The sequence below is a fragment of the Gorillibacterium sp. CAU 1737 genome, from assembly GCF_039888655.1.
In the GTDB taxonomy this organism is placed as follows: domain Bacteria; phylum Bacillota; class Bacilli; order Paenibacillales; family NBRC-103111; genus Gorillibacterium.
Map to the genome: position 1 here is coordinate 131,281 of NZ_JBDQQO010000002.1, position 19,027 is coordinate 150,307.

General features: G+C 54.8%; 17 protein-coding genes. 9 read left to right on the forward strand and 8 right to left on the reverse strand.

Going from position 1 to position 19,027, the window contains the following annotated elements; all coding sequences use genetic code 11:
* Positions 1-78 precede the first annotated feature (78 nt).
* Positions 79-1,005, forward strand: coding sequence for an NAD-dependent epimerase/dehydratase family protein (locus tag AAFN83_RS04980; RefSeq protein ID WP_347767578.1), 927 nt, complete (start codon positions 79-81; stop codon positions 1,003-1,005).
* On the opposite strand, the gene AAFN83_RS04985 is transcribed toward AAFN83_RS04980, so the two are convergent.
* On the reverse strand, positions 1,002-1,631 hold the full coding sequence (locus AAFN83_RS04985; RefSeq protein ID WP_347767579.1) for a DUF1796 family putative cysteine peptidase: 630 nt from the start codon (positions 1,629-1,631) through the stop codon (positions 1,002-1,004). The two genes, AAFN83_RS04980 and AAFN83_RS04985, sit on opposite strands and share 4 nt — an antisense overlap.
* A gap of 67 nt (positions 1,632-1,698) precedes the next feature.
* Between AAFN83_RS04985 and AAFN83_RS04990 the strand changes: the two genes are divergently transcribed.
* A complete protein-coding gene (locus tag AAFN83_RS04990) occupies positions 1,699-2,061 on the forward strand; it encodes a hypothetical protein (RefSeq protein ID WP_347767581.1) in 363 nt (120 codons plus the stop codon).
* Positions 2,061-2,450, forward strand: coding sequence for a hypothetical protein (locus tag AAFN83_RS04995; RefSeq protein ID WP_347767582.1), 390 nt, complete (start codon positions 2,061-2,063; stop codon positions 2,448-2,450). The genes AAFN83_RS04990 and AAFN83_RS04995 overlap by 1 nt, the downstream gene beginning before the upstream one ends.
* A gap of 51 nt (positions 2,451-2,501) precedes the next feature.
* Here the strand turns inward: AAFN83_RS04995 and AAFN83_RS05000 are convergent, their stop codons facing one another.
* From AAFN83_RS05000 to AAFN83_RS05020, 5 genes are all read right to left on the reverse strand, one after another.
* Entirely contained in the window at positions 2,502-2,666 is a 165-nt protein-coding gene (locus AAFN83_RS05000; RefSeq protein WP_347767583.1) for a hypothetical protein, read from the reverse strand.
* On the reverse strand, positions 2,659-3,906 hold the full coding sequence (locus tag AAFN83_RS05005) for a glycosyltransferase family 4 protein (protein WP_347767584.1): 1,248 nt from the start codon (positions 3,904-3,906) through the stop codon (positions 2,659-2,661). The genes AAFN83_RS05000 and AAFN83_RS05005 overlap by 8 nt, the downstream gene beginning before the upstream one ends.
* A 98-nt stretch (positions 3,907-4,004) precedes the next feature.
* Positions 4,005-4,457 (reverse strand): hypothetical protein, encoded by a 453-nt coding sequence (locus tag AAFN83_RS05010; RefSeq protein WP_347767585.1) that lies wholly within the window; start codon positions 4,455-4,457, stop codon positions 4,005-4,007.
* A 162-nt stretch (positions 4,458-4,619) separates the two neighbouring features.
* Complete coding sequence (gene helD, locus AAFN83_RS05015) at positions 4,620-6,998, reverse strand: RNA polymerase recycling motor HelD (protein ID WP_347767587.1); 2,379 nt, start codon at positions 6,996-6,998, stop codon at positions 4,620-4,622.
* A 218-nt stretch (positions 6,999-7,216) separates the two neighbouring features.
* Positions 7,217-8,773 carry an ABC-F family ATP-binding cassette domain-containing protein gene (locus tag AAFN83_RS05020; protein WP_347767588.1) on the reverse strand — a complete coding sequence of 519 codons (1,557 nt, stop codon included), beginning with the start codon at positions 8,771-8,773 and terminating at the stop codon, positions 7,217-7,219.
* Between the two features lie 222 nt (positions 8,774-8,995).
* Between AAFN83_RS05020 and AAFN83_RS05025 the strand changes: the two genes are divergently transcribed.
* From AAFN83_RS05025 to AAFN83_RS05035, 3 genes are read left to right on the forward strand one after another with little or no spacing between them, the layout of a single operon-like run.
* Positions 8,996-9,901: a GNAT family N-acetyltransferase gene (locus tag AAFN83_RS05025; protein ID WP_347767590.1), complete on the forward strand. Its 906-nt coding sequence runs from the start codon at positions 8,996-8,998 to the stop codon at positions 9,899-9,901.
* Between the two features lie 27 nt (positions 9,902-9,928).
* On the forward strand, positions 9,929-13,063 hold the full coding sequence (locus tag AAFN83_RS05030) for a GNAT family N-acetyltransferase (protein WP_347767592.1): 3,135 nt from the start codon (positions 9,929-9,931) through the stop codon (positions 13,061-13,063).
* Between the two features lie 35 nt (positions 13,064-13,098).
* The gene (locus tag AAFN83_RS05035; protein WP_347767593.1) at positions 13,099-13,986 is read left to right on the forward strand and encodes an amidohydrolase family protein; all 888 of its coding nucleotides are present in this window, start codon (positions 13,099-13,101) and stop codon (positions 13,984-13,986) included.
* Between the two features lie 94 nt (positions 13,987-14,080).
* Here the strand turns inward: AAFN83_RS05035 and AAFN83_RS05040 are convergent, their stop codons facing one another.
* Positions 14,081-14,914: a carbon-nitrogen family hydrolase gene (locus tag AAFN83_RS05040; protein WP_347767594.1), complete on the reverse strand. Its 834-nt coding sequence runs from the start codon at positions 14,912-14,914 to the stop codon at positions 14,081-14,083.
* A 108-nt stretch (positions 14,915-15,022) separates the two neighbouring features.
* Between AAFN83_RS05040 and AAFN83_RS05045 the strand changes: the two genes are divergently transcribed.
* Entirely contained in the window at positions 15,023-15,595 is a 573-nt protein-coding gene (locus AAFN83_RS05045; RefSeq protein ID WP_347767595.1) for a GNAT family N-acetyltransferase, read from the forward strand.
* On the opposite strand, the gene AAFN83_RS05050 is transcribed toward AAFN83_RS05045, so the two are convergent.
* Complete coding sequence (locus AAFN83_RS05050) at positions 15,596-16,183, reverse strand: biotin transporter BioY (protein ID WP_347767596.1); 588 nt, start codon at positions 16,181-16,183, stop codon at positions 15,596-15,598.
* A gap of 96 nt (positions 16,184-16,279) precedes the next feature.
* Here AAFN83_RS05050 and AAFN83_RS05055 point away from each other — a divergent pair, with 96 nt between their 5' ends.
* Positions 16,280-17,128, forward strand: coding sequence for an energy-coupling factor ABC transporter ATP-binding protein (locus tag AAFN83_RS05055; RefSeq protein ID WP_347767597.1), 849 nt, complete (start codon positions 16,280-16,282; stop codon positions 17,126-17,128).
* The gene (locus AAFN83_RS05060) at positions 17,129-18,850 is read left to right on the forward strand and encodes an ATP-binding cassette domain-containing protein (protein ID WP_347767599.1); all 1,722 of its coding nucleotides are present in this window, start codon (positions 17,129-17,131) and stop codon (positions 18,848-18,850) included.
* Positions 18,851-19,027 lie beyond the last annotated feature (177 nt).

Genomic DNA, 19,027 nt, shown 5'->3' on the forward strand with positions numbered 1-19,027 from the left:
CATTCGCCTTCGGGTCAGTGCCACATTTCACCCTTCGCGCGTAAACTAGCAAAAACAGCGAAGGGGCAATGAATGGGGATGAAACATGTTGTGGTCACCGGCGGAGCCGGCTTTATCGGCTCTCACCTGACCCGAGCTCTTGTCGAGCAAGGACTCCAGGTTTCGGTTATGGATGACCTATCCAGCGGAAAGGCTTCCTCTGTTCCGCCAGAGGCGGATTTGATCCAGCTTGATGTTGCATCGGCGGCGGCAAGAGATAAGATCGCCGAGCTGGCTCCCGATGTCGTGTATCATCTGGCCGCGCAGGCGGATGTTCAGCGCTCGATCCAAAATCCGCTTGCGGATTGCTCGGTTAACGTCTTGGGAACCCTGCAGGTACTGGAGGGACTGAGGAAAGCCGGAGCAGGCAAGCTGGTCTTTGCTTCCACTTCGGCAGTCTATGGCATGCTGCAGAAGGATCTCATTGGGGAAGACGATTCCCTCGAATCCGTCTCCTTCTATGGGCTGTCCAAACGTACGGCGGAGGAATACATTCGACTTCACCATGCTCTGTACGGCACACGGTATACCATCCTTCGATACGGGAATGTCTATGGTCCGGGACAAACTCCGAAGGGAGAAGGGGGAGTCGTCGCCATTTTCCTGGAGAAACTGGCCAAAGGTGAGCCGCTCACGATTTTTGGCGATGGGGAACAAACGCGTGACTTCATCTATGTGAAGGATATCGTCTCGGCGAATCTTGCTGCCGGTGAACGAGGAGATGGCGAAACGATCAACGCCAGCACAGGCAAAACAACGCGGATTCGCGTCCTCGCCGAGAAGCTGCTGGAAGAAACAAAGACGGCCTTGCCCATTCAGTATGCCCCTGGCAAGGCCGGCGATATCCGCCACAGCTGTTTAGCCAATTCCAAGCTCACGCAGATCCTGTTGCATCAACCGAAGTTCTCCGTGGAACAGGGGCTGCGGGAAACGCTGCAAACGGCTGGTTTCTTGTTAAGGCCCTAATCGGATTTAATAGTAATCCCCTGAAACAATTGTTTCCAGTACGGGTTTGTTTCGTAATTCCATATGTCATGAGAAGGCATCTGCACACAGCAAATCCCCGGATCCGGCCAGTCGCAATCGATCAAGGAAGTACACGCGGACTCGCGAATGAGCAAGATGGAGAAGTCACCTGCGACCATTCCGCTCAAGATCTCCTTAAGGCGCAGGGCTTCCTCGTAAGTTCCCTCCAGGCGAGTAAACAAAAGACGGGAGCCGGTTGCCGCCTTATAAAAGAACCGATGAATTCGGCGCTGCAGCTTGGCTTGGAAATCGTTATATGACAACAGGTTTCCGCCTGGGTTCAACCGCATCGGCAAATCATGAACCGAGATGATCCGGTAAAGCTCGTCCTCAACCATGTAGTTTTTCCCTGAACCATCAGGCCCACGAATTTTTAAGTTCCGCAGCAGCATGAAATCGGCAAACCGTTTTTCAAGCAATCGATTGACATCTGACAGCTTATCGCTCCGCATCCAATCGATTACACCGGAGAAGGTTCGAAGACCGTTGTTCTCCAACTGAATGGAAACCAGGCAGTTCCATCCAAGGCTGAACACAGCATCGTATTCTCCTTGTAGCTCAGCCATTCGCACGAGAATTACTCCTTTCTTCCATGAAATGCAGAATCGAAGAGTTCATTGCAGGAGGGAAACTATGTCCATTTATCATTTTAAGGCAGACCGAGCCGGCAAAGTGAAGCCGGGAGGGATCCAATCCATTCGGGTTGAAGTGATGAATCAGGGTGAGAAAAGCTTTGAGTTACTTCTGGAGGGCTTCATCTACGGGAAAAAAGTAACACAAGTCTTATGGCGGATTCCGGCTGGCTTCCCCACAAGCTCGATCCGGTTAAAAGAAATGCCGACACGCGGTCGACCCTTCCGGCTTCAGATCACGACCAACCGAACGACAGGGGATCAATTGCGCATCTTCGTTTATGCGAAGCGGAGAGGGAAGATTATCCGCTCCTATACCAATCAGCATTTTGCTATGGAGCCCGAAGCGAGGGAATACCTGTAATGATCAAATTTCATACTGCAAAAGAAGCCGTCCCAGGCTCTCACAGCCTTCCCCTCTTAGCGGGAGACTTGCTGATTCTGTTGACCTCGGTTGAGGTTCCCGCTCATTCTCATGAGGACCACTTAACCTTGGAGGCATCCGTTAAGTGGGGGAGGCCTTCCGGCCGAGACATCGGTCAGCTCGATTTGTTCCTGTGTCGGGATGAGCATCCTCCTGTCTTGCTGGCTGAACTGGATGCCAACTGTTTCGTTGTGACGGAAACCCCGTTGGAGTATGAAGGGCCTTGCCACACGGAGGGCAGCGTCTTCTACAGCCTTCGGGCGCGTTCCTATGATGAGCGGGCACTCATTCTAGGGCCCGTGCGGTTGTCTGCTACTGTAGAAGGGTAAAGGGGAGGAGAAGGAAGCGGCTTCCTTCTCCTCTTGTTCTCCAATAGAAGGTTAAGGCTTCAGCAGCTCGGCTGCAGTCCGCGGGTCCGGCAGAATGTAATCCTCCGGTAAAGCCTCATTAATTCGATTCCAAACGTCGTAGTCAATTACTGCGCCTGGACTCGATGCTTGAACCTGAAACAGACGATTATACAAATCCCCGATTATTTTACGCATGGGACATCCTCCAAACCGCTTTATTCCAGGCCGCCTCGTATTGCTGAACCATCCGATCCGTCATCGTGGCAAGGGACCAGTGCTCCTTGGCCCACTCCGCAGCGTGCTGTCCGAGCCGCTGCCGCGATTCGTCATTCGCCAGCAGGAAGTGGAGATGGTCGCTTAAGGTCGCGACGTCCCCAACGGGAGACACCAGCCCGTTCACATTATGAAGAACAGCCTCGGGCAAGCCGCCGGCGTTAGAGACAACGCACGGAAGACCAGCCAATTGGGCCTCCATAACCGAAAACGGCTGGTTGTCCTGTAGGCTCGGGTGGGCGAAGATGTCTGCTTGGGTCAACAAAGCCGGCACATCTTTCCGTTGCCCGAGGAAGAGGACATCCTGGGTGAGTCCAAGCGCCTTCGCCTGTTCTTGAAGAGGCTTGCGAAGATCTCCATCCCCCACAATCCAGCAAACCCAATCGCTTCGAACCCTTTTCAAGCGTGCCAAAGCATCGATCAAGAAGTTAATCCCCTTAATGGATACGAGGCGGGCAGGACAGATGATCACTTTCTTCCCCGGCGGGCGAGTCCGTTCCGTTCCCAAGGCTTGAATTTGGTAGAACGTATCCGTATCCAGGCCGTAGGGAAACGAAACAACCTGTTCAGCAGGAACCTGAAAATCCTGGATCAGCAAGTTGCGCATCCATTCGGTAGAGGTGATGGTGATATCGCTGCTTACTGCGCCATAATGCTCAAGCGTCCGGTAGTATCTTGAAATCTTAGCGCGAACAGATCCCTCCAGGTTGTCTTTCTCCACTGCATACAGGACTTCCCGGGCAAGTGAACCATGAATGCTGGCTACGAGTCCGGTGTGTTTCCCCTTCACCCGGCTCATGGCCAAGGTTGAAATGACATCCTGGGAATGGATAACGTCGTACGAGTCGAGGCCGAAATAAGCGGCGGATAGTTCCATGCAGTAGCGGTCCAATTCAACAGTGTGCAGCCAGGAGTTGGAGTTGATCCCCGGATAAGATCGGTTGTTCAACTTGACTTTGAGGAACGGCAGAATGTGATCCTTCAACAATCCGCGGTTCTGATTTACCATGTGATACTTGGGGATGTCGGGCCCATTGCCGAAAATATCAACCGTGTGCCCACGGTACTCCAGTTGCTGCTTCAACTGCAGCATATAGGGCCAAACTCCCCCAAGATGGGGGAGCGGCCAGTAACAAGCAAGCAATACTTTCAGGGTGGCCACCTCGTTCCTATTGCGCCGGTTATCGCAGGCGTTACCATACTATATGGATAACCGGTACAGGCGGCACGACGAATGCCACGATGAATGCAACGATGGGATTAGAGGCTGATCGACATCCCGCTCAGATGAACCGGTCCCGACACAGAGGCGGAGCCAATCCCTTCGAGCTCGACCGTCAAAAAGTACGATTGAGACCCGGCAGAACCTGCTACATTCGTGTGATGGATGGAAGTCGTGATCGGAGCGGACAGAAGCGGAATCAAGCTGCCGGTACCGAGCGAGGTGCTATCGGTGGTTTCAAAGATGACCGGGTTATTCGGTGCCGAACCGCCTTGGCGAATGCGAACGGTCAAGGTGGGGAGAACCGGTGTGAGCAACAGAAGCTCAGGGAGCCAACCGACCGTAGCCGAGAAGAACAAGCGATCCGTTGCGCTCGTGGCGGTCAAATTGATCGTTGTAAGGCTGGCCTCCGTTCCGCTGGTCAGGGGAAACGGGAGGGAGAAGGTGTTTGCAGCCGCTTCTCTAAACTGATAATCGACGATCGTAGGCATTTCGACCATCATCCTTTCATTTGTTGAGGTAGTTGCGTTTCTAGTAGATTCAAGTTTGCAGCCTTTTGCGAGGGTGAATGTAAGGCAAGGCACAAGAAAACCGTCCATTTTGAAGGAAAATGGACGGTTTTGGGATCCGCTATTCTTTGGTTTCGAACAGAATTAGGATAGGTTGGTTTCGATGGTTCGATAGGACTCTGGGTCGGCTTCTTGGATGAAGCGATTTGCCGGCCCCGGTGAATAGAGCATGAGGGAATGCATCGCGCGGGTACATGCTGTGTAGAACAACTTGCGCTCGCTTTCGGAGGCATAGGCTCCTTCCGACGCATCGTACACGAGAACGGCATCGAACTCGACCCCTTTTGCCAAATAGGAGGGAATCACGAGGATCCCCTTGGAGAACGATTGGCTATCCTTCGTAATCAATCGAGTGGAGGGAAGTTCAGCTAGCTCTTCATAGGCAGTGCGGCTTTCTTCCGCTGTCCGGCACAGGATGGCAACGGTCTCGTAGCCTTCTTCCTGAAGGCGGTGAATGTCATCCATAATTCGTTGCTTCCGTGCTTCGGTATCCTTTACGTAAACGAGCTGGGGCTTTTCGCCATCCCGATTGAACGGAACGATGCTGCTGCCGTCTCCCAGCAAGCTCCGGGTGAACTCCACGATCGGGCGGGTCGATCGATAACTTTGAATGAGCTGAATTGTTTCGGTCTGATCCGCCCCGTACAGCTTGGTCAGCGGTGTTTCTCCGGCTAAGGTGGTGGAGTGCGTAAAGATCGCCTGGTTAAAGTCGCCCAACACCGTCATGCGCGCACGGGGAAAGAGCCTCTTGATGAACTCAAACTGGAACGCGGAATAGTCCTGCGCTTCATCCAGCACCACATGGCGAATCTGAGTGTTCGTCTGGAAGCCCTTCACCAGCTCGGTTAAGTAGAGGAAGGGAGTGGCGTCTTCATGCAGCAGCTTCTTCTCCTCCAGCCGTTTGAGCGTCATCCCGCTGATTTCAGGCCAAGCCAATGGCACTTGATCCGTCGGTGCTAGCTCGTGAATCAAGTGAGAATCGGTGAAGAGGTTCCGGTACAGCGCATGCAGATCGACAAAGGACAGCTTCTCAACGAATCGGCGAAGCGGAGCGAAATGCTCCTTCACGATCAAGCGGCGAAGAAGATCTTCTTCCCGAATGGAATCGTGGAAGGAGGGGTCTTCCTTGCTCCGTTTTCGGTTCTTGATGTAAGCCTCCTGGTACCGATCCCGATCCTGATAGTCCAGCTCATCGGTGACCCAATCCTGGGAGCGCTCGGCCACTTCCAGTTCCTTGAGCCTTTCCAGCGCCCACGCGCGGGTGAGGTCCATTCGATTGGCAACCTTGATCGACGGGTCTAACCGATAGAAGGCTTCGGAGAACTCGGAAGCGGTCAGGTAAACCCTCCCTTTCTTCTCCAGCGAGCGGAAGGGAAGCCCCGCAGCGCCCACCTTCGCAACATAACGTCGGATGGCTTCCAGGAACGGCTCCGATGCCTTAAACCGAATTCCCGCAATACGGGCTTCGTAGTCGGCATCCTCGCGACCGGTCAGTACATACTCCATCTGGTCGTAGGAATCCTCGACCTCATAACGGGGCCGGAGCGAATGATCGAGGTATTCCTGGAAGGTCGTCTGAAGCATATTTTCCTCGCCCAATTCGGGAAGAACGGAAGCCACATAACTGTTGAACATGGGGTTCGGGGAAAAGAGAATGATTTGATCCGCCTTCAAATGATTCCGATGGCGGTAGAGCAGGTAAGCCACTCGCTGCAAAGCAGCAGAAGTTTTCCCGCTGCCGGCTGCTCCTTGTACGATCAGCATCGAGTGAGTCAGGTCGCGGATGATGCGATTTTGTTCCCTTTGGATGGTGGCCACGATGCTCTTCATCTGGGAATCCGCCGACCGGCTGAGGGCTTGCTGAAGCAGCTCGTCTCCGATCGTGTCACCGGTGTCAAACATCATCTCCAGCTTGCCGCTCCGGATCACAAATTGCCGTTTGAGATCCATCGTGCCGGTAATGGTGGTCACCGGCGTTTGGTAGGCGGCCGGACCGGGGGAGTGATCGTAGTACAGGCTCGCGATGGGGGTTCTCCAATCGTACACATAGAAAACACCCGCTTCTTCATCCTGGAAGGAAGCCAAGCCGATATAGAAGGGCTCGGAAACCGATTCGCCCATCTCTGTAAAATCAATGCGGCCAAAGTAAGGCGAAGGGAGGAGGCGACGAAACTTTTGCAGGCGATCGGCAACGCTCTTATGGCCGATTTCCCGTTCCGTCAACACCTCAGCTTGCTGCCGCATAGCCGCAAGGGTCTCAATCACGTCGTCTTCTGTTCCCAGATCGATCGACACGCCGTCCCAGAAGGTTTTGCGGATGTCGACCACTTGCTCGCGCAAGTGCCCTGCCATGGGCTCCAGGCGTTCGATTTCTTCACGCAGCAGTTCTCCCACTTGATGAAGCCGCTCGGTTTCTTGGTCCCAATCCTGTTTATCCGCTGTTTCCTGTATGGATTCCGACACACGCGTCACCCTCTCGTTTATTATGGTATTGACATTGCAGCGTTCTCTGTGTAAAATAGAAGTAAGGATACGGGATACATGTATCTTTTTCGTGTTTCTAGGCAATGGCTGAATCAGTTTAGCATGTTTGGATCTCCATTTCAACCTTTCCATAGAAAAAGCCTTCGCAACAGGACTTTCGTCCCGTGCGAAGGCTTCTTTTGTACATACATTCTGGTTTAAAACACTTTTGTCGTCCAGGATTCGCAATTCCAGACATCCGTTGCAATCTCCCGGTAGAACTCGGGTTCGTGGCTGATGAGGAGAATGCTGCCCTTGTACGCCTGGAGCGCACGCTTCAGCTCTTCCTTCGCATCGACGTCCAAGTGATTCGTTGGTTCGTCCAAGACGAGCAGGTTGGTTTCGCGGTTAATCAGCTTGCAAAGGCGCACCTTGGCTTTTTCACCGCCGCTCAGCACTTCGATCTTGCTCTCGATGTGCTTCGTCGTCAGGCCGCACTTGGCGAGAGCTGCGCGAACCTCGAACTGGTTAAGGGAAGGGAACTCATTCCACACTTCTTCAATACAAGTGTTGGAGTTGGCCGTCTTGACTTCCTGCTCGAAGTATCCGATGTGCTGATAATCTCCGCGTTCCACCGAGCCGGAGAGGGCGGGAATCTCGCCCAGAATGCTGCGCAAAAGCGTCGTCTTCCCGATGCCGTTGGCCCCCGTTAAGGCGACCTTCTGTCCACGTTCCATGAGAAGCGTCAAAGGGCGGGAGAGAGGCTCGCCATAGCCGATAACCAAATCCTTCGTCTCGAAGATCGTTCGGCCTGAAGCCCGCGCTTCCTTGAACTGGAACACCGGCTTCGGCTTTTCCTTCGCCAGCTCGATGATATCCATGCTGTCGAGCTTCTTCTGGCGAGACATTGCCATGTTACGCGTGGACACGCGCGCCTTGTTGCGCGCTACAAAGTCCTTCAGCTCGGAAATTTCCTGCTGCTGGCGCTTAAAGGCCGATTCCAGTTGCTGCTTCTTCGCTTCATGCTGCTGCAGGAAGTTGTCGTAGTCGCCGACGTAGCGGTTTAGCTCCTGATTTTCCATATGGTAAATCAGGTTGATGACGCTGTTCAAGAAGGGAATGTCATGGGAGATGAGGATGAAGGCATTCTCGTATTCCTGCAAATAGCGCTTGAGCCACTCGATGTGCTGCTCATCCAGGTAGTTGGTGGGCTCGTCCAGAAGAAGGATGTCCGGCTTCTCCAGCAGGAGCTTGGCGAGCAGGATCTTCGTCCGCTGGCCGCCGCTCAGATCGTGAACGTCCCGGTCGAGTCCGATATCGTTCAAGCCCAGTCCGCGTGCGACTTCCTCAACCTTGGCGTCGATGACATAGAAATCTTGGCTCGTCAACGAGTCCTGAATGGTACCGACTTCCTCCAGCATCTGCTCCATCTCTTCTGGAGTTGCCGTTGCCATATCGGTGTAATACTGATTCATCTTGGCTTCCATCTCAAAGAGATAGGAAAAAGCAAGCCGGAGCGCATCTCGGATGGATTGGCCCTTCTGAAGCACGGCATGCTGATCCAGGTAACCGACCCGCACATTACGGGACCATTCTACCTTCCCGGCATCGGGTTCCAGCTTGCCGGTGATGATGTTCATGAACGTAGACTTGCCTTCGCCGTTCGCGCCGACGAGTCCGATGTGCTCGCCCTTCAGAAGACGGAAGGACACATCGTTGAAGATCGCCCGATCGCCGAAGCCGTGGCTGATGTTTTTGACCGTCAAAATACTCATGGTTTTCGATTCAAGCTCCCTGTCTATAGAGTCCTTCTGATTATAAGCGGAGACCCGGGGGAAACTCAATGCCAAAGCCGCAGGAAACCCATGAGATGTTCGCCGGACAGCGCCGGGAGACTATCCGTAAACGAAAAGTTCCCCTATTTTTCCTCCCGCACTTGAAGTACTCTTAACCTTAGAGAGATCGAACAACCATTCGGAAAAGGAAGTGTTCACCGCTTGACGGAACAAACAAAGCTTCAGAATGAGCCCGGCGGACAGTTGGCTGTTCTGCAAGTCCCAACAGCTGACCAAATCAGGAGTATCCATAAATTGGCTAATGACTGCAATCAACATGACGGCATTGCCTTAAAGCTTCATAAAACCATGATCGAAAACCGGACGGCAGGTGAAGAACGCGACTTCCTATGGCAGAATGCGGAGGGCGAACTGGTTGGCTATGTCGGGCTGAATAGCTTCCAACCGGATTCCGCGGAGATCGTCGCGATGGTACATCCGAATGATCGCAGGCAGGGAATCTTTACCCGATTAATGAAGGAAGCCGGTCGGTCCTGCGAAGTCCTCGGTATCAAGAAGCTTCTCTTGATCTGTCCGGGAGGTTCCGAGTCCGGCAAAGCCTTCACAGCGGGGCACGAACTGGAGCATAGCTTCTCCGAGTATGTAATGAAGTGGTCCAGCGAAGCTCAAACGCAGACAGACCCGAGCGCTTCCCGCATTCAACTGCGTCTGGGAGAACAGGCTGATTTGGAGCTGGCCATTCGCATGGACATGAAAGGGTTCGACATGACCCGGGAAGACACGGAGCCGTTTGCTAAGCTGGTGCTGGAGTGTTACCCCAAGGACCGCATCTATTTTGTATACCGGGAGCAGGAGCCGATCGGAAAAATCTGCATCCAGCGCACCGACGAGCGAGCCTTCTTCTTTGGCTTCGCCATCCTGCCGGATCACCGAGGACAGGGGTACGGCCGTGAAGTGCTGCGCGAATCCATCCGACTTGTCCGGGATGAGGGCTGCACGGAGATCGGCCTGGAAGTTGAAATCCGTAATGAACGGGCACTCGGGCTCTATGAGTCCTGCGGGTTCCACCAAGTTGATGTTCAAGACTATTACGTCTATCTCACATAACCAAGAGGAAAAGGAGACTGAATGACCATGCACACGAAAGCAACCATAGCCGAGCCGATTCGCATCATCGAATACAGCAGGCCGTATGCAAAAGCTGTTGCAGACATGTGGAACCGCAGCACGGAAAGCTGGGGCGGCGGCAATTCCACGAAAACGGAAGAGGACGTACTCCGCGACATGGAGAATTCCACCAACCTTCACGTATTTTTGGCGGTGGATGGAGACGAAGTCGTCGGCTTTTGCAGCTTCTCGCATTACAAACCGGATGAAGGGGCACTGTATGTCCCCCTCCTGAATGTCCGCCCGGACTATCATGGCCACAAGGTGGGGCGGAACCTGATCCTGAACGCCGTTCGCAAGACCGTCGAACTGGGCTGGCCGCGCCTTGACCTGTTTACTTGGGCCGGGAACACGAAAGCCGTTCCAATGTATAAGAAATGCGGGTTCTTCTGGGAGAAGAAGGACGATTCCGTTCACCTGCTGAACTTCATTCCTACTGTACTGCAGACCGAAGCGCTTGCTTCTTATTTCCAAATACTCGACTGGTACGAAGACGGCACTCGTGAGCTTGTCATCGAGCCGGATGGACGCCGGGAGCGCAACTTCGATTTCTTCGAATACACCTGGCAAAAGAACGACCTGTCGCTTCGTGCGGAGTTTGAGAAGACCGGCCGCGGCTTGACCGGACTCAGCACTCCGGACTACGAAATCAAGACGCTCATCGATGATCACGATCTTGTCTTCGGGGCGGCGTATCCGATTCGCTATGAGATCGTGAACCGGAGCAGCGCACCGCTGTCAATTGAGATCAAAGGGCGAGACGACAAAAACATTCGGTTTGCTTCGGAGTTCCAGACGACGATTGCTCCTGGGGCGACGGAAGTGCTGGAGGGCAAGTTCCAGCTTGATCCGATCGAGGAAGAGCAAAACGATTGGAAGACACACCCGACTGTCATGAGCGAATGGAAAATCAATGGACTTCGCGCGGAGTTTCGCATCGGGATCGCACCCAAGTTCCCGGCCAAGGTCTCCATGGTTCTGCCGAGTCTCGAGCTTGTGCCCGGGGTGTCCGGACGGCTCTACCTGAACGTGGAAAACAACTTTGCCACCGAAGCGGAGTTCGCATTTGAACTGCCTGCGGACGATGCGCTAGAATGGGAGAACCCGAACGTCCGACTCTCGGTCGCTGGGAAGAGCAAGGCTTCCGTCGGGGTTGCCTTCCGGCTGAAGAATCCCACGCTGTATAGCTATGTCGTTGCTATTCATGCCAAGCCCTCCGATGGTGAAGCGTTCACCTTCACTCGTCATCTTCATGTGCTGCTCAAAGGCACCACAGGGCAATACGGCGGCGATAGCGGGGTGCATTGGACTGCCGTCAATGGATCGGTTGCCCTTCACTTGACGAAACAGAACAACAATCTATGGCTGGACCATCCGCACAGCCAAAACGATATCTCGTGGATGGCGCCTACACTGGGCAAGCCGTTCTCTGCTGAATTCTCCAAGAAGAAGGCGGAGGAAGTGAAGATCCTGCCCCGTACCGATGGCACCGTCATGGAGATTCTCTATGAATCCGAGGACTTCCCCGGGTACCAGATCAAATCGGTTGCCCGTCTGATGGCGAACGGATTGACCGAGCACTACTATGAGGTGTGCAACACCAATGAGGAAGCGTCTGAGGAAGACCTCATTCTGCTTACCAACCTCGGGTTCTTCGGGAATCATCTGATTCTTCCTTACAATGGACGCTTTGTGGATTTCGAAGACGGCTATGCCGGGCAATCCGATATGTGGGACACGTCGCATCTTACGGAAAACTGGATGTTCTGCAAGAATGACTTTGTATCCTACGGGTTCACCTGGGACGCGTCGCAAACCTTGCTCCGGACGGAATGGTATTTCGGTATCGAGACTCGCTTCGGCAAGATTGAACCGAAGACGAGCGTCCGCACCCCATCCACGTTCGCCGCACTCGGAACCTTCACCAGTTGGTGGGACTTCCGTTCCTTCGCCGTCAAGCGCCGCGATCCGGTCATCCCGCTCCTCGAAAACCATTTGGAGTTGATCGTCAATGGAGGAAATCCCTTTGTGAAGGGAGACCTTCAGGCGGAACTGCGGGACCACAAGAAGGTGGAGCTGATCGGCACCTGCTCCCTGGAGCTGGAAGAGGTCGGCAACGAAAGAAGGCAGCTGACTTCCGTTTCCTGGACCAAGGATGAAACCCTTCATTCCGGCAGCTTGACCGTTTCCTCCGATTCGTGGAAAGATGCAGCAGGGGAGTACCAAAAGCTGCACACTACCTATCGTGGAGTGGATTGGGTGCAGGAGCGTCGAGCTGTTGTTTTCCCGACCACGGAGGAAGCCGTATCCACGGCGACTCTTGAGAGCGACATCGGGGAAACCTTTACTCTATCGAACGGCGTTCTCTCCATTGCCGCCACACCGGCTTTCGGAAATGTGATTCACTCCTTGAAGGAGCGGGGTGAAGAATGGCTGGACACCTCCTTCCCGAAGCCAGCTCCCAAATCGTGGTGGAATCCATGGCTGGGCGGTCTTGGACTGGAGATCGGAGGGATGAATGCCTTCAGCTTGCAGGAAGAGCCGAGAAGCGCAGCTTTTGCAAAGCTTTCGGACTCATTCGGTAACATCTGGACCGGCTTGCGCCTGACCACGCGAATCGAGAAGCAGGAAGCGAACCGCGGCATCACGGTCAATCAGTATCACCTCATGCTCCCCGGAGCTCCTGTTCTCTGCACGGTGATGTCGGTGACCAACGAAACCGGTCTGTACCATGCCGGATTCGGCTTCAACATGAGAAACTTCTTCTTGCCGTCTCCCGTATTCGATGAAGCGTGGGTGGAACTGCCCGGTCATAATCGATTTGAAATCGGTCAGGTCGAGAGTGAGCTGGGACTGGAAGGGCTTGCCCGCTTCGGTGCCAAACATCGGGAGAGCATGCTCCATGTGGTCCATGCCCATCCTCATCAGCACGGATGGGTCTATATGAACAACAAGCTCATCAACCAAGGATTGATCCATCGCCTGGAGCTGGCGGACGGGGAAACCCGCTGGACGAAGCCAAGCTTTGTCATCACGGGCAAGAAGAAGCTCGATGCAGCTGACGCTCAGGCGCTTCTCAACCTCAATTTCAAATTGATCTAGACGTGTTTATACACACGCTCAAAGGAGGAATCGGGTTGCCGATCATTGATATCCACATTCACCTGTCGGACATCGACAGCTTTCATCGAACCGCTGTCGATTTGTCCAAGGTGGACTACACCGCAGCAGGATTGAAAGCCGAATTTGATAAGAGCGGGGTCGTCCTCGGCATCGGAATGGGCGTGACCGAGCAGACGAAGGGAGCTTTTCCGGACTCTGCCTCTCCCAATCCGATGGGACTGGATCTGGAGGAGACAGTTCCTCCGTTCCTCATGGAATGCGTGGGCATCAACCCGAACCGTCTCGTGAGCGAGCATGCCCAGAAGGAACTGGACTTGATTGAACAGCGCCTTCAGGCTCCCGATGTAGCGGGCATCAAGCTGTATGCAGGCTATTATCATCATTTCGTCTATGACAAGATCTATGGGCCGATCTATGAGCTGGCCGCCCGCTACAAGGTGCCGGTTGTCATTCATACCGGGGACACCTACTCCATGAACGGGCTGTTGAAATACTCCCATCCGCTTACAGTGGATGAGCTCGCTCTGCAGCAGCGCGGAGTAAACTTCATGCTCTGCCACTTGGGCGATCCCTGGGTGATGGACGCGGCCGAGGTGGTGGCGAAGAACCCGAATGTTTTCGCGGATCTGTCCGGTCTTGTGGTCGGCGATGCCGCCAAGTTCGACCGATTCTGGAACGAACCGCTCTTCATGGATCACTTCCGCCGGGCTCTTGTCTATGCGGATAATTACGAGAAGATGCTGTTTGGCACGGATTGGCCGCTTGCACCGATTGACCTCTATGCCGAATTCGTCAGGCGCCTTGTGCCTGAGCGTTTCCACGAGGATGTCTTCTACCAGAACGCCTTCCGCGTGTTCCCGCGCATCGAGCAGCGAATCGAAGCCTTGAACAAGGAAGCGTGAACCTCAAAAAAACCGGCGACCACGGAGTAACTCCTCCGTACGGTTGCCGGTTTTTCGTTGTGATGCGAGAAGCTATTCGTTGTGGCGTGACAAGCTATAACCGGTAGAGCTGAGGACGCCGGTCTTGCAGGGAAGGAATACGCGCTCGGGCTGCATCGATCTCGTCAAAGTCCAGAACGGCGCTCACGATTTCTTCGTCCTCGCCGCCCTCGGCCAGCACCTGGCCCCAGGGGTCGATGATCATCGAGTGTCCGGCGAATCGATGGTTCGGATCGCTTCCGACCCGGTTGCAGGCCACTACGAAGACTTGATTTTCAATCGCCCTTGCCATCAGGAGCGTACGCCAGTGGGAGAGGCGGCTTTCCGGCCACTCCGCCGCCACGAAGACAACACGGGCGTGTGCCAGCGCCTGCATGCGAATCCACTCCGGGAACCGAATGTCATAACAGATGACCCCCGCGACCAGAACATCATGCAGGCGAACGACACCTAGCTGATCGCCAGCTCGCAGATGAAGGGGCTCTTGCATCGGGCCAAAGAGATGCAGCTTGTCGTACTCCCCGAGCAGCCTTCCTTCTTCATCAAGGAACGGCATCGTGTTTCGAATTCCCTCTTTCGTTCGCCGGGCATAAGAACCTCCGACTATGCCGGTTCCCAGCGATTCTGCAAGCGAGGAGAGGAAGAGCAGCGTACGTTTGCCCTCCGCATCTGCGAGAGCGGGAAGCGCGCTCAAGGCATAGCCGGTCGTCCATAGCTCAGGAAGCACCAAGACCGAAGGCAGATCCTCCTCGGCCTTCCCATGCGGGGAGGACGGCTTGCCGGATGGAACGGATCCAGAGGCACGAAGGAGCGCTTCAGCTTTGACGTAATTGGGTTCAAGCTCTCCGAAAGCGACATCCATCTGAATGCAGGAGACTTTCCATTTCATCGGTGTGTCCCTCCTCTAGGCTGGCGTATGTCAATCGCTCTTGCGCTCCCTAGATGCAAGATGCGGTAAGACAAGCTATACTACTATGAGATTAAAGTGGAGGTACTCATGATACGAGCTGCTAAACCGGAGGATGCTTCGCAAGTAAGCCCTCTGCTGATTGACGCGATCGAGGATATCGCTTTTCTGTTGACCGGGACGAAGGATCCCTTTGAAGCCAAGAACGCCTTGGAGCATTGGATCGCAGCGCCTGCGAACCGATTGAGCTATGAGAATATTCGCGTGGCCGAAGCAGACGGCCAGATCGTAGGAATGGCCTTAATGTATGCAGGCGCACGAATTCCAGAATTGGACCGCCCGCTGCTTGCCGCACTGGAAGCAAGACTGCCGGATCCCCCGAAGGCATTTCCCGAAGAGGCGTGCGAGGACGAATTCTATCTCGATTCGGTAGCCGTCTCCGCCCTCTGCAGAGGCCAAGGGATTGGAAGTCAGCTCATTCAGGATTTCGAGCGACATGCGGAAGAGCGGGGTCACCATAAAGTCTCATTGATTGTTGACATCGAGAAGCCGAAGGCAGAAGCCCTTTATCGTTCTCTAGGGTACGCCGCCGACGGGGAACGCCTGCTGGCTGGGCATCGATACCATCATATGGTGAAGGCATTGCCGTCCGTTTCGATATAACTAATCGAGCGGAACAATCCGATCCTTAGCGGACAACTGAGGCACCAGATTAAGCTTGCGGACGGTAAGGGTAATGAGTACCGCTGCGCCAACCTTGATCAGGTCCCCCGGTAAAAAAGGCAAGCATGCAAGGGTGAACGCCTTGGCTAACGAGATGTCGGCCACATGCGCATACCACGGAATTCCGCCTGCATAGACGAGCGCGCTGCTCACGATCAAGGCGAGGCTAAGCTGAACAGTGGCCAGGAGTCCCGTTCCTTTGATTCGGGAGGCGAACCACCCAGCGGCATACGCGGCAAAAGGGAACAGCCAGAGGAAACCGCCGGTATATCCCACGAGAACGGAAAAGCCCCCTGCCCCGCGCAAGAGCGGGAAACCGAGTGCCGTCAGGGCGATGACAACGGCTATGGACAGGAAAGCGTACCCTCCGCCGATCATGGTACCGGCGAGCAAAAGCGCCAGCGTCTGCAAGGTAATGGGCACGGGGGTGAGGCCGACGGGGATCGTGACGGTGCTCAAAACAACGAAGATTGCGGCAAAAAGAGCCACGTAGGCAATGGGCCTCAGTGGAAGCCGATTGGGCTGCATGTTGGTCTCTCATCCTTCCTGGGTTAGATTCGACGTGATTATAGCACAAGGATGTCTGCTTTGTCTTAGCATGCTGCGAGAAGGGAGTGGAGAGAGATGGAAACGAACCCTCATGAACTGATAAGGGCAAGTGTGGCCTATCGGGAAGGAACCGGCCTGCGGATCGCTTTGAACGAGCTGAGTGTCTCTCTCAACCCGGGAGAGTTCCTCGCGCTCGTTGGCCAGAACGGCAGCGGGAAGAGCACGCTGCTTCAGGTGCTCGCTCGCATGCTCCCCTTGTCGCGTGGAGAGCTGCGCGTTGGCTGGCTGGAAGGCAGCCGAGTCGGCATCGTGCTGCAGAACCCGGAGGTCCAACTGCTCGGCGAGACACTGGTCGAGGACCTTACCTTCTCGCTGGAGCAAGCGGGTTGCCCGAGAGAAAGCCACGCAGAGCGCATCCGCTCCATAACGGAGCGAGTCGGTCTGCGAGGGCTGGAAAAGAAGCCTCTCCGCAGCCTGTCGAGCGGCCAGCAGCAGCTCGCTGCGGTGGCAGGCTCCCTGGCGCTTGATGCGAAGCTGCTGCTGTTCGACGAAGTGACGTCTCATCTCGATTCGACGGAAGCGGAACGTATCTTCGCCTTGGCTCAATCCTTAAGCCGCGAGGGGCACGCCATTGTATGGAGTACACAAGTGGCGGAGGAAGCGGCTAGGGCGGATCGGCTGCTTGCTCTCGCCTCCGGGGTTAAGCTCTATGAGGGAACCCCGGAAGGCTTCTATTACGGATGGGATGGAGCATCGGCTCCAGTGGAACAAGCGGGGGTATCGATGCCCTATGCGGTGCAGCTGGCTCGCGCCCTCATGAACCAAGGGGTTCGGCTGTCCGCCTCACCGCTAACGGTGGAGGAACTGGCTGCATGTCTGACCGACCAAGGGATGGAGCAGCTGCAAGAGGAGGGCAATGCTTGAATGGATTTGATCCTTGACCGGCTTACTGTACATAGAGAACAGCCTATCCTTGACCTGTCTGAACGGGAACTCCGGCTATCTGCCGGGACGATCACTCTGGTGCTGGGGGCCTGCGGTGCCGGGAAGTCTACGCTGCTGCAAGCAGTCGCGGGATTGATCCCCCTTTCGAGCGGCTATGTTCGATTGGAGCCGGAGCACCCGGAGAACGTCCGGCTTGCCTCTGGCTACTTGGGTGCACAGCCCGAACAACAGCTGTTTGCGGATTCCGTTCGGGAAGAGCTGTATTACGGACTCAGTAACCGGAGGGGCAGGAGAAGGAAGCAGCAAGCTGCAGCAAGCACAGACGTCTCGATCAAGCAAGCACTGAGGCGCGCGGGACTGCCGGAAGACGAAGCGTTTCTGAAGCGTTCGCCTTTTTCGCTCAGCGGTGGACAGAAGCGGCGCCTCACGCTGGCCGCTTCCCTTCTCCTGGAGCCGGACTGGCTTCTCTTGGATGAACCCTCATCGGGACTCGACGAGGAAGGGAAAGAGAGTCTCCAGGAGGTTCTGCTCCAATCGCGCTCAACTCAAAAAGGCGGCGTACTCCTTGCCAGCCATGACGCCGGGTTCTTCCTGCCGCTGGTAGATCGGGTTATCGTTCTGAACAGCGGGAAGGTAGCATTCGATGGTCATCCGCAAGCGCTATGGAACGACCCAAGCCCAATCCTTGCGGCCGGTCTCCAGCTGCCTCCAGCGCTCATGCTCTCTACGCAGCTAAAAGAGAGGAAGATCGCAGAACCGCTTATTGGAGAACCTCTCAAGGAAACGGCGAAACGAATGGCAGCGTCACTTCGAGTCCAAAGCGAGAAGCGAAATCCACCATGCACACTTACACCTACGGCGTGGCAACCCGATCCCATTCCCGATTTTCTCGATGAGAAAAATCCGAGTGAGGGGATGATCCACCGCCAGGAGCCGGATGTGCCTCGCCGCCTTACCAAACGCTTCGATCCGCGTGCGGTTTGGCTCTTCTCCCTCCTGCTAGGTGTAGGGGTATGGATGCAGAACGATTGGCCGGGGTTGCTCGCAGGGCTAGCGGTGACCTGCGGGGTACTCTTCTTCTTTCAGGTCCAACTTCGCCCCTTGCTCCGTCTCAGCCGATACTATGCCGGGTTGGTTGTCATAACCGCATTCTTCGCGGGCTTATCCTGGAAGGGCGGTGGGCTGCCTTTGGTTCCAGGGGGGCTGGGCTTTTCTTATACGGACGCCCTTTCCTCATTACGCAGCATGTTTCGGCTGTTTCTCGTGCTGTGGCTCGGCTTGCTGTTTCCTCTGACGCACAGCTCCCTTGAGCTGAAACAAGTACTTACCGAAACGCTGCGGCCCTTGAGAAGGCTGCGGTTTCCAGTGGAAGCCTTTTCCCTCGTGATCATGCTGTTGTTTCGCTATTTGGTGATTCTAAGCGAGGAGTGGAGGAAGTTTGCTCGAATTGCCAAGATCCGCCGTCTTGGCAGGGAGGGGAAGGACAAGCGCCTCAGCCCTCGTGATTTACGGCCGCTCTTGCTTCCGTTCTTCCTGTCCATTCTTCAAATGGGGGAGAAAACGGCGTTTGCCCTAGAGGCGAGAGGGTATACAGGTCAAGATATTCCAGCATCCAAACCGCTCTATCGATTAACTCCGAGGGATGGGTGGCTTTTGCTTGGCGGATTTTTACTGACATCCTTGTTCTTCATTTATCGGTAAGTAGAACGATAGAAGAAGACAAAACATAACATAATATTTATTATGTAAACATGAATATGAAAAGCTACAAGGTTTGTTCTACTAATCCGGATTTCCTCAAGGGGAAGTCCGGATTTTTTTGCTTACATAGGTAAGGATCAGCCCTAATCGGTTCCTTGCTAGCATGATGAAGGCTCG

Excerpts from the sequence above, each read along its gene's own strand:
- AAFN83_RS04995 (WP_347767582.1), top strand. The coding sequence starts at position 2,061 with ATGATCAAATTTCATACTGCAAAAGAAGCCGTCCCAGGCTCTCACAGC.
- AAFN83_RS04980 (WP_347767578.1), top strand. The coding sequence starts at position 79 with ATGAAACATGTTGTGGTCACCGGCGGAGCCGGCTTTATCGGCTCTCAC.
- AAFN83_RS05040 (WP_347767594.1), bottom strand. The coding sequence starts at position 14,914 with ATGAAATGGAAAGTCTCCTGCATTCAGATGGATGTCGCTTTCGGAGAG.
- AAFN83_RS05010 (WP_347767585.1), bottom strand. The coding sequence starts at position 4,457 with ATGCCTACGATCGTCGATTATCAGTTTAGAGAAGCGGCTGCAAACACC.
- AAFN83_RS05060 (WP_347767599.1), top strand. The coding sequence starts at position 17,129 with ATGGATTTGATCCTTGACCGGCTTACTGTACATAGAGAACAGCCTATC.
- AAFN83_RS05055 (WP_347767597.1), top strand. The coding sequence starts at position 16,280 with ATGGAAACGAACCCTCATGAACTGATAAGGGCAAGTGTGGCCTATCGG.
- AAFN83_RS05045 (WP_347767595.1), top strand. The coding sequence starts at position 15,023 with ATGATACGAGCTGCTAAACCGGAGGATGCTTCGCAAGTAAGCCCTCTG.
- AAFN83_RS04990 (WP_347767581.1), top strand. The coding sequence starts at position 1,699 with ATGTCCATTTATCATTTTAAGGCAGACCGAGCCGGCAAAGTGAAGCCG.
- AAFN83_RS04985 (WP_347767579.1), bottom strand. The coding sequence starts at position 1,631 with ATGGCTGAGCTACAAGGAGAATACGATGCTGTGTTCAGCCTTGGATGG.
- AAFN83_RS05000 (WP_347767583.1), bottom strand. The coding sequence starts at position 2,666 with ATGCGTAAAATAATCGGGGATTTGTATAATCGTCTGTTTCAGGTTCAA.
- AAFN83_RS05030 (WP_347767592.1), top strand. The coding sequence starts at position 9,929 with ATGCACACGAAAGCAACCATAGCCGAGCCGATTCGCATCATCGAATAC.
- AAFN83_RS05020 (WP_347767588.1), bottom strand. The coding sequence starts at position 8,773 with ATGAGTATTTTGACGGTCAAAAACATCAGCCACGGCTTCGGCGATCGG.
- AAFN83_RS05050 (WP_347767596.1), bottom strand. The coding sequence starts at position 16,183 with ATGCAGCCCAATCGGCTTCCACTGAGGCCCATTGCCTACGTGGCTCTT.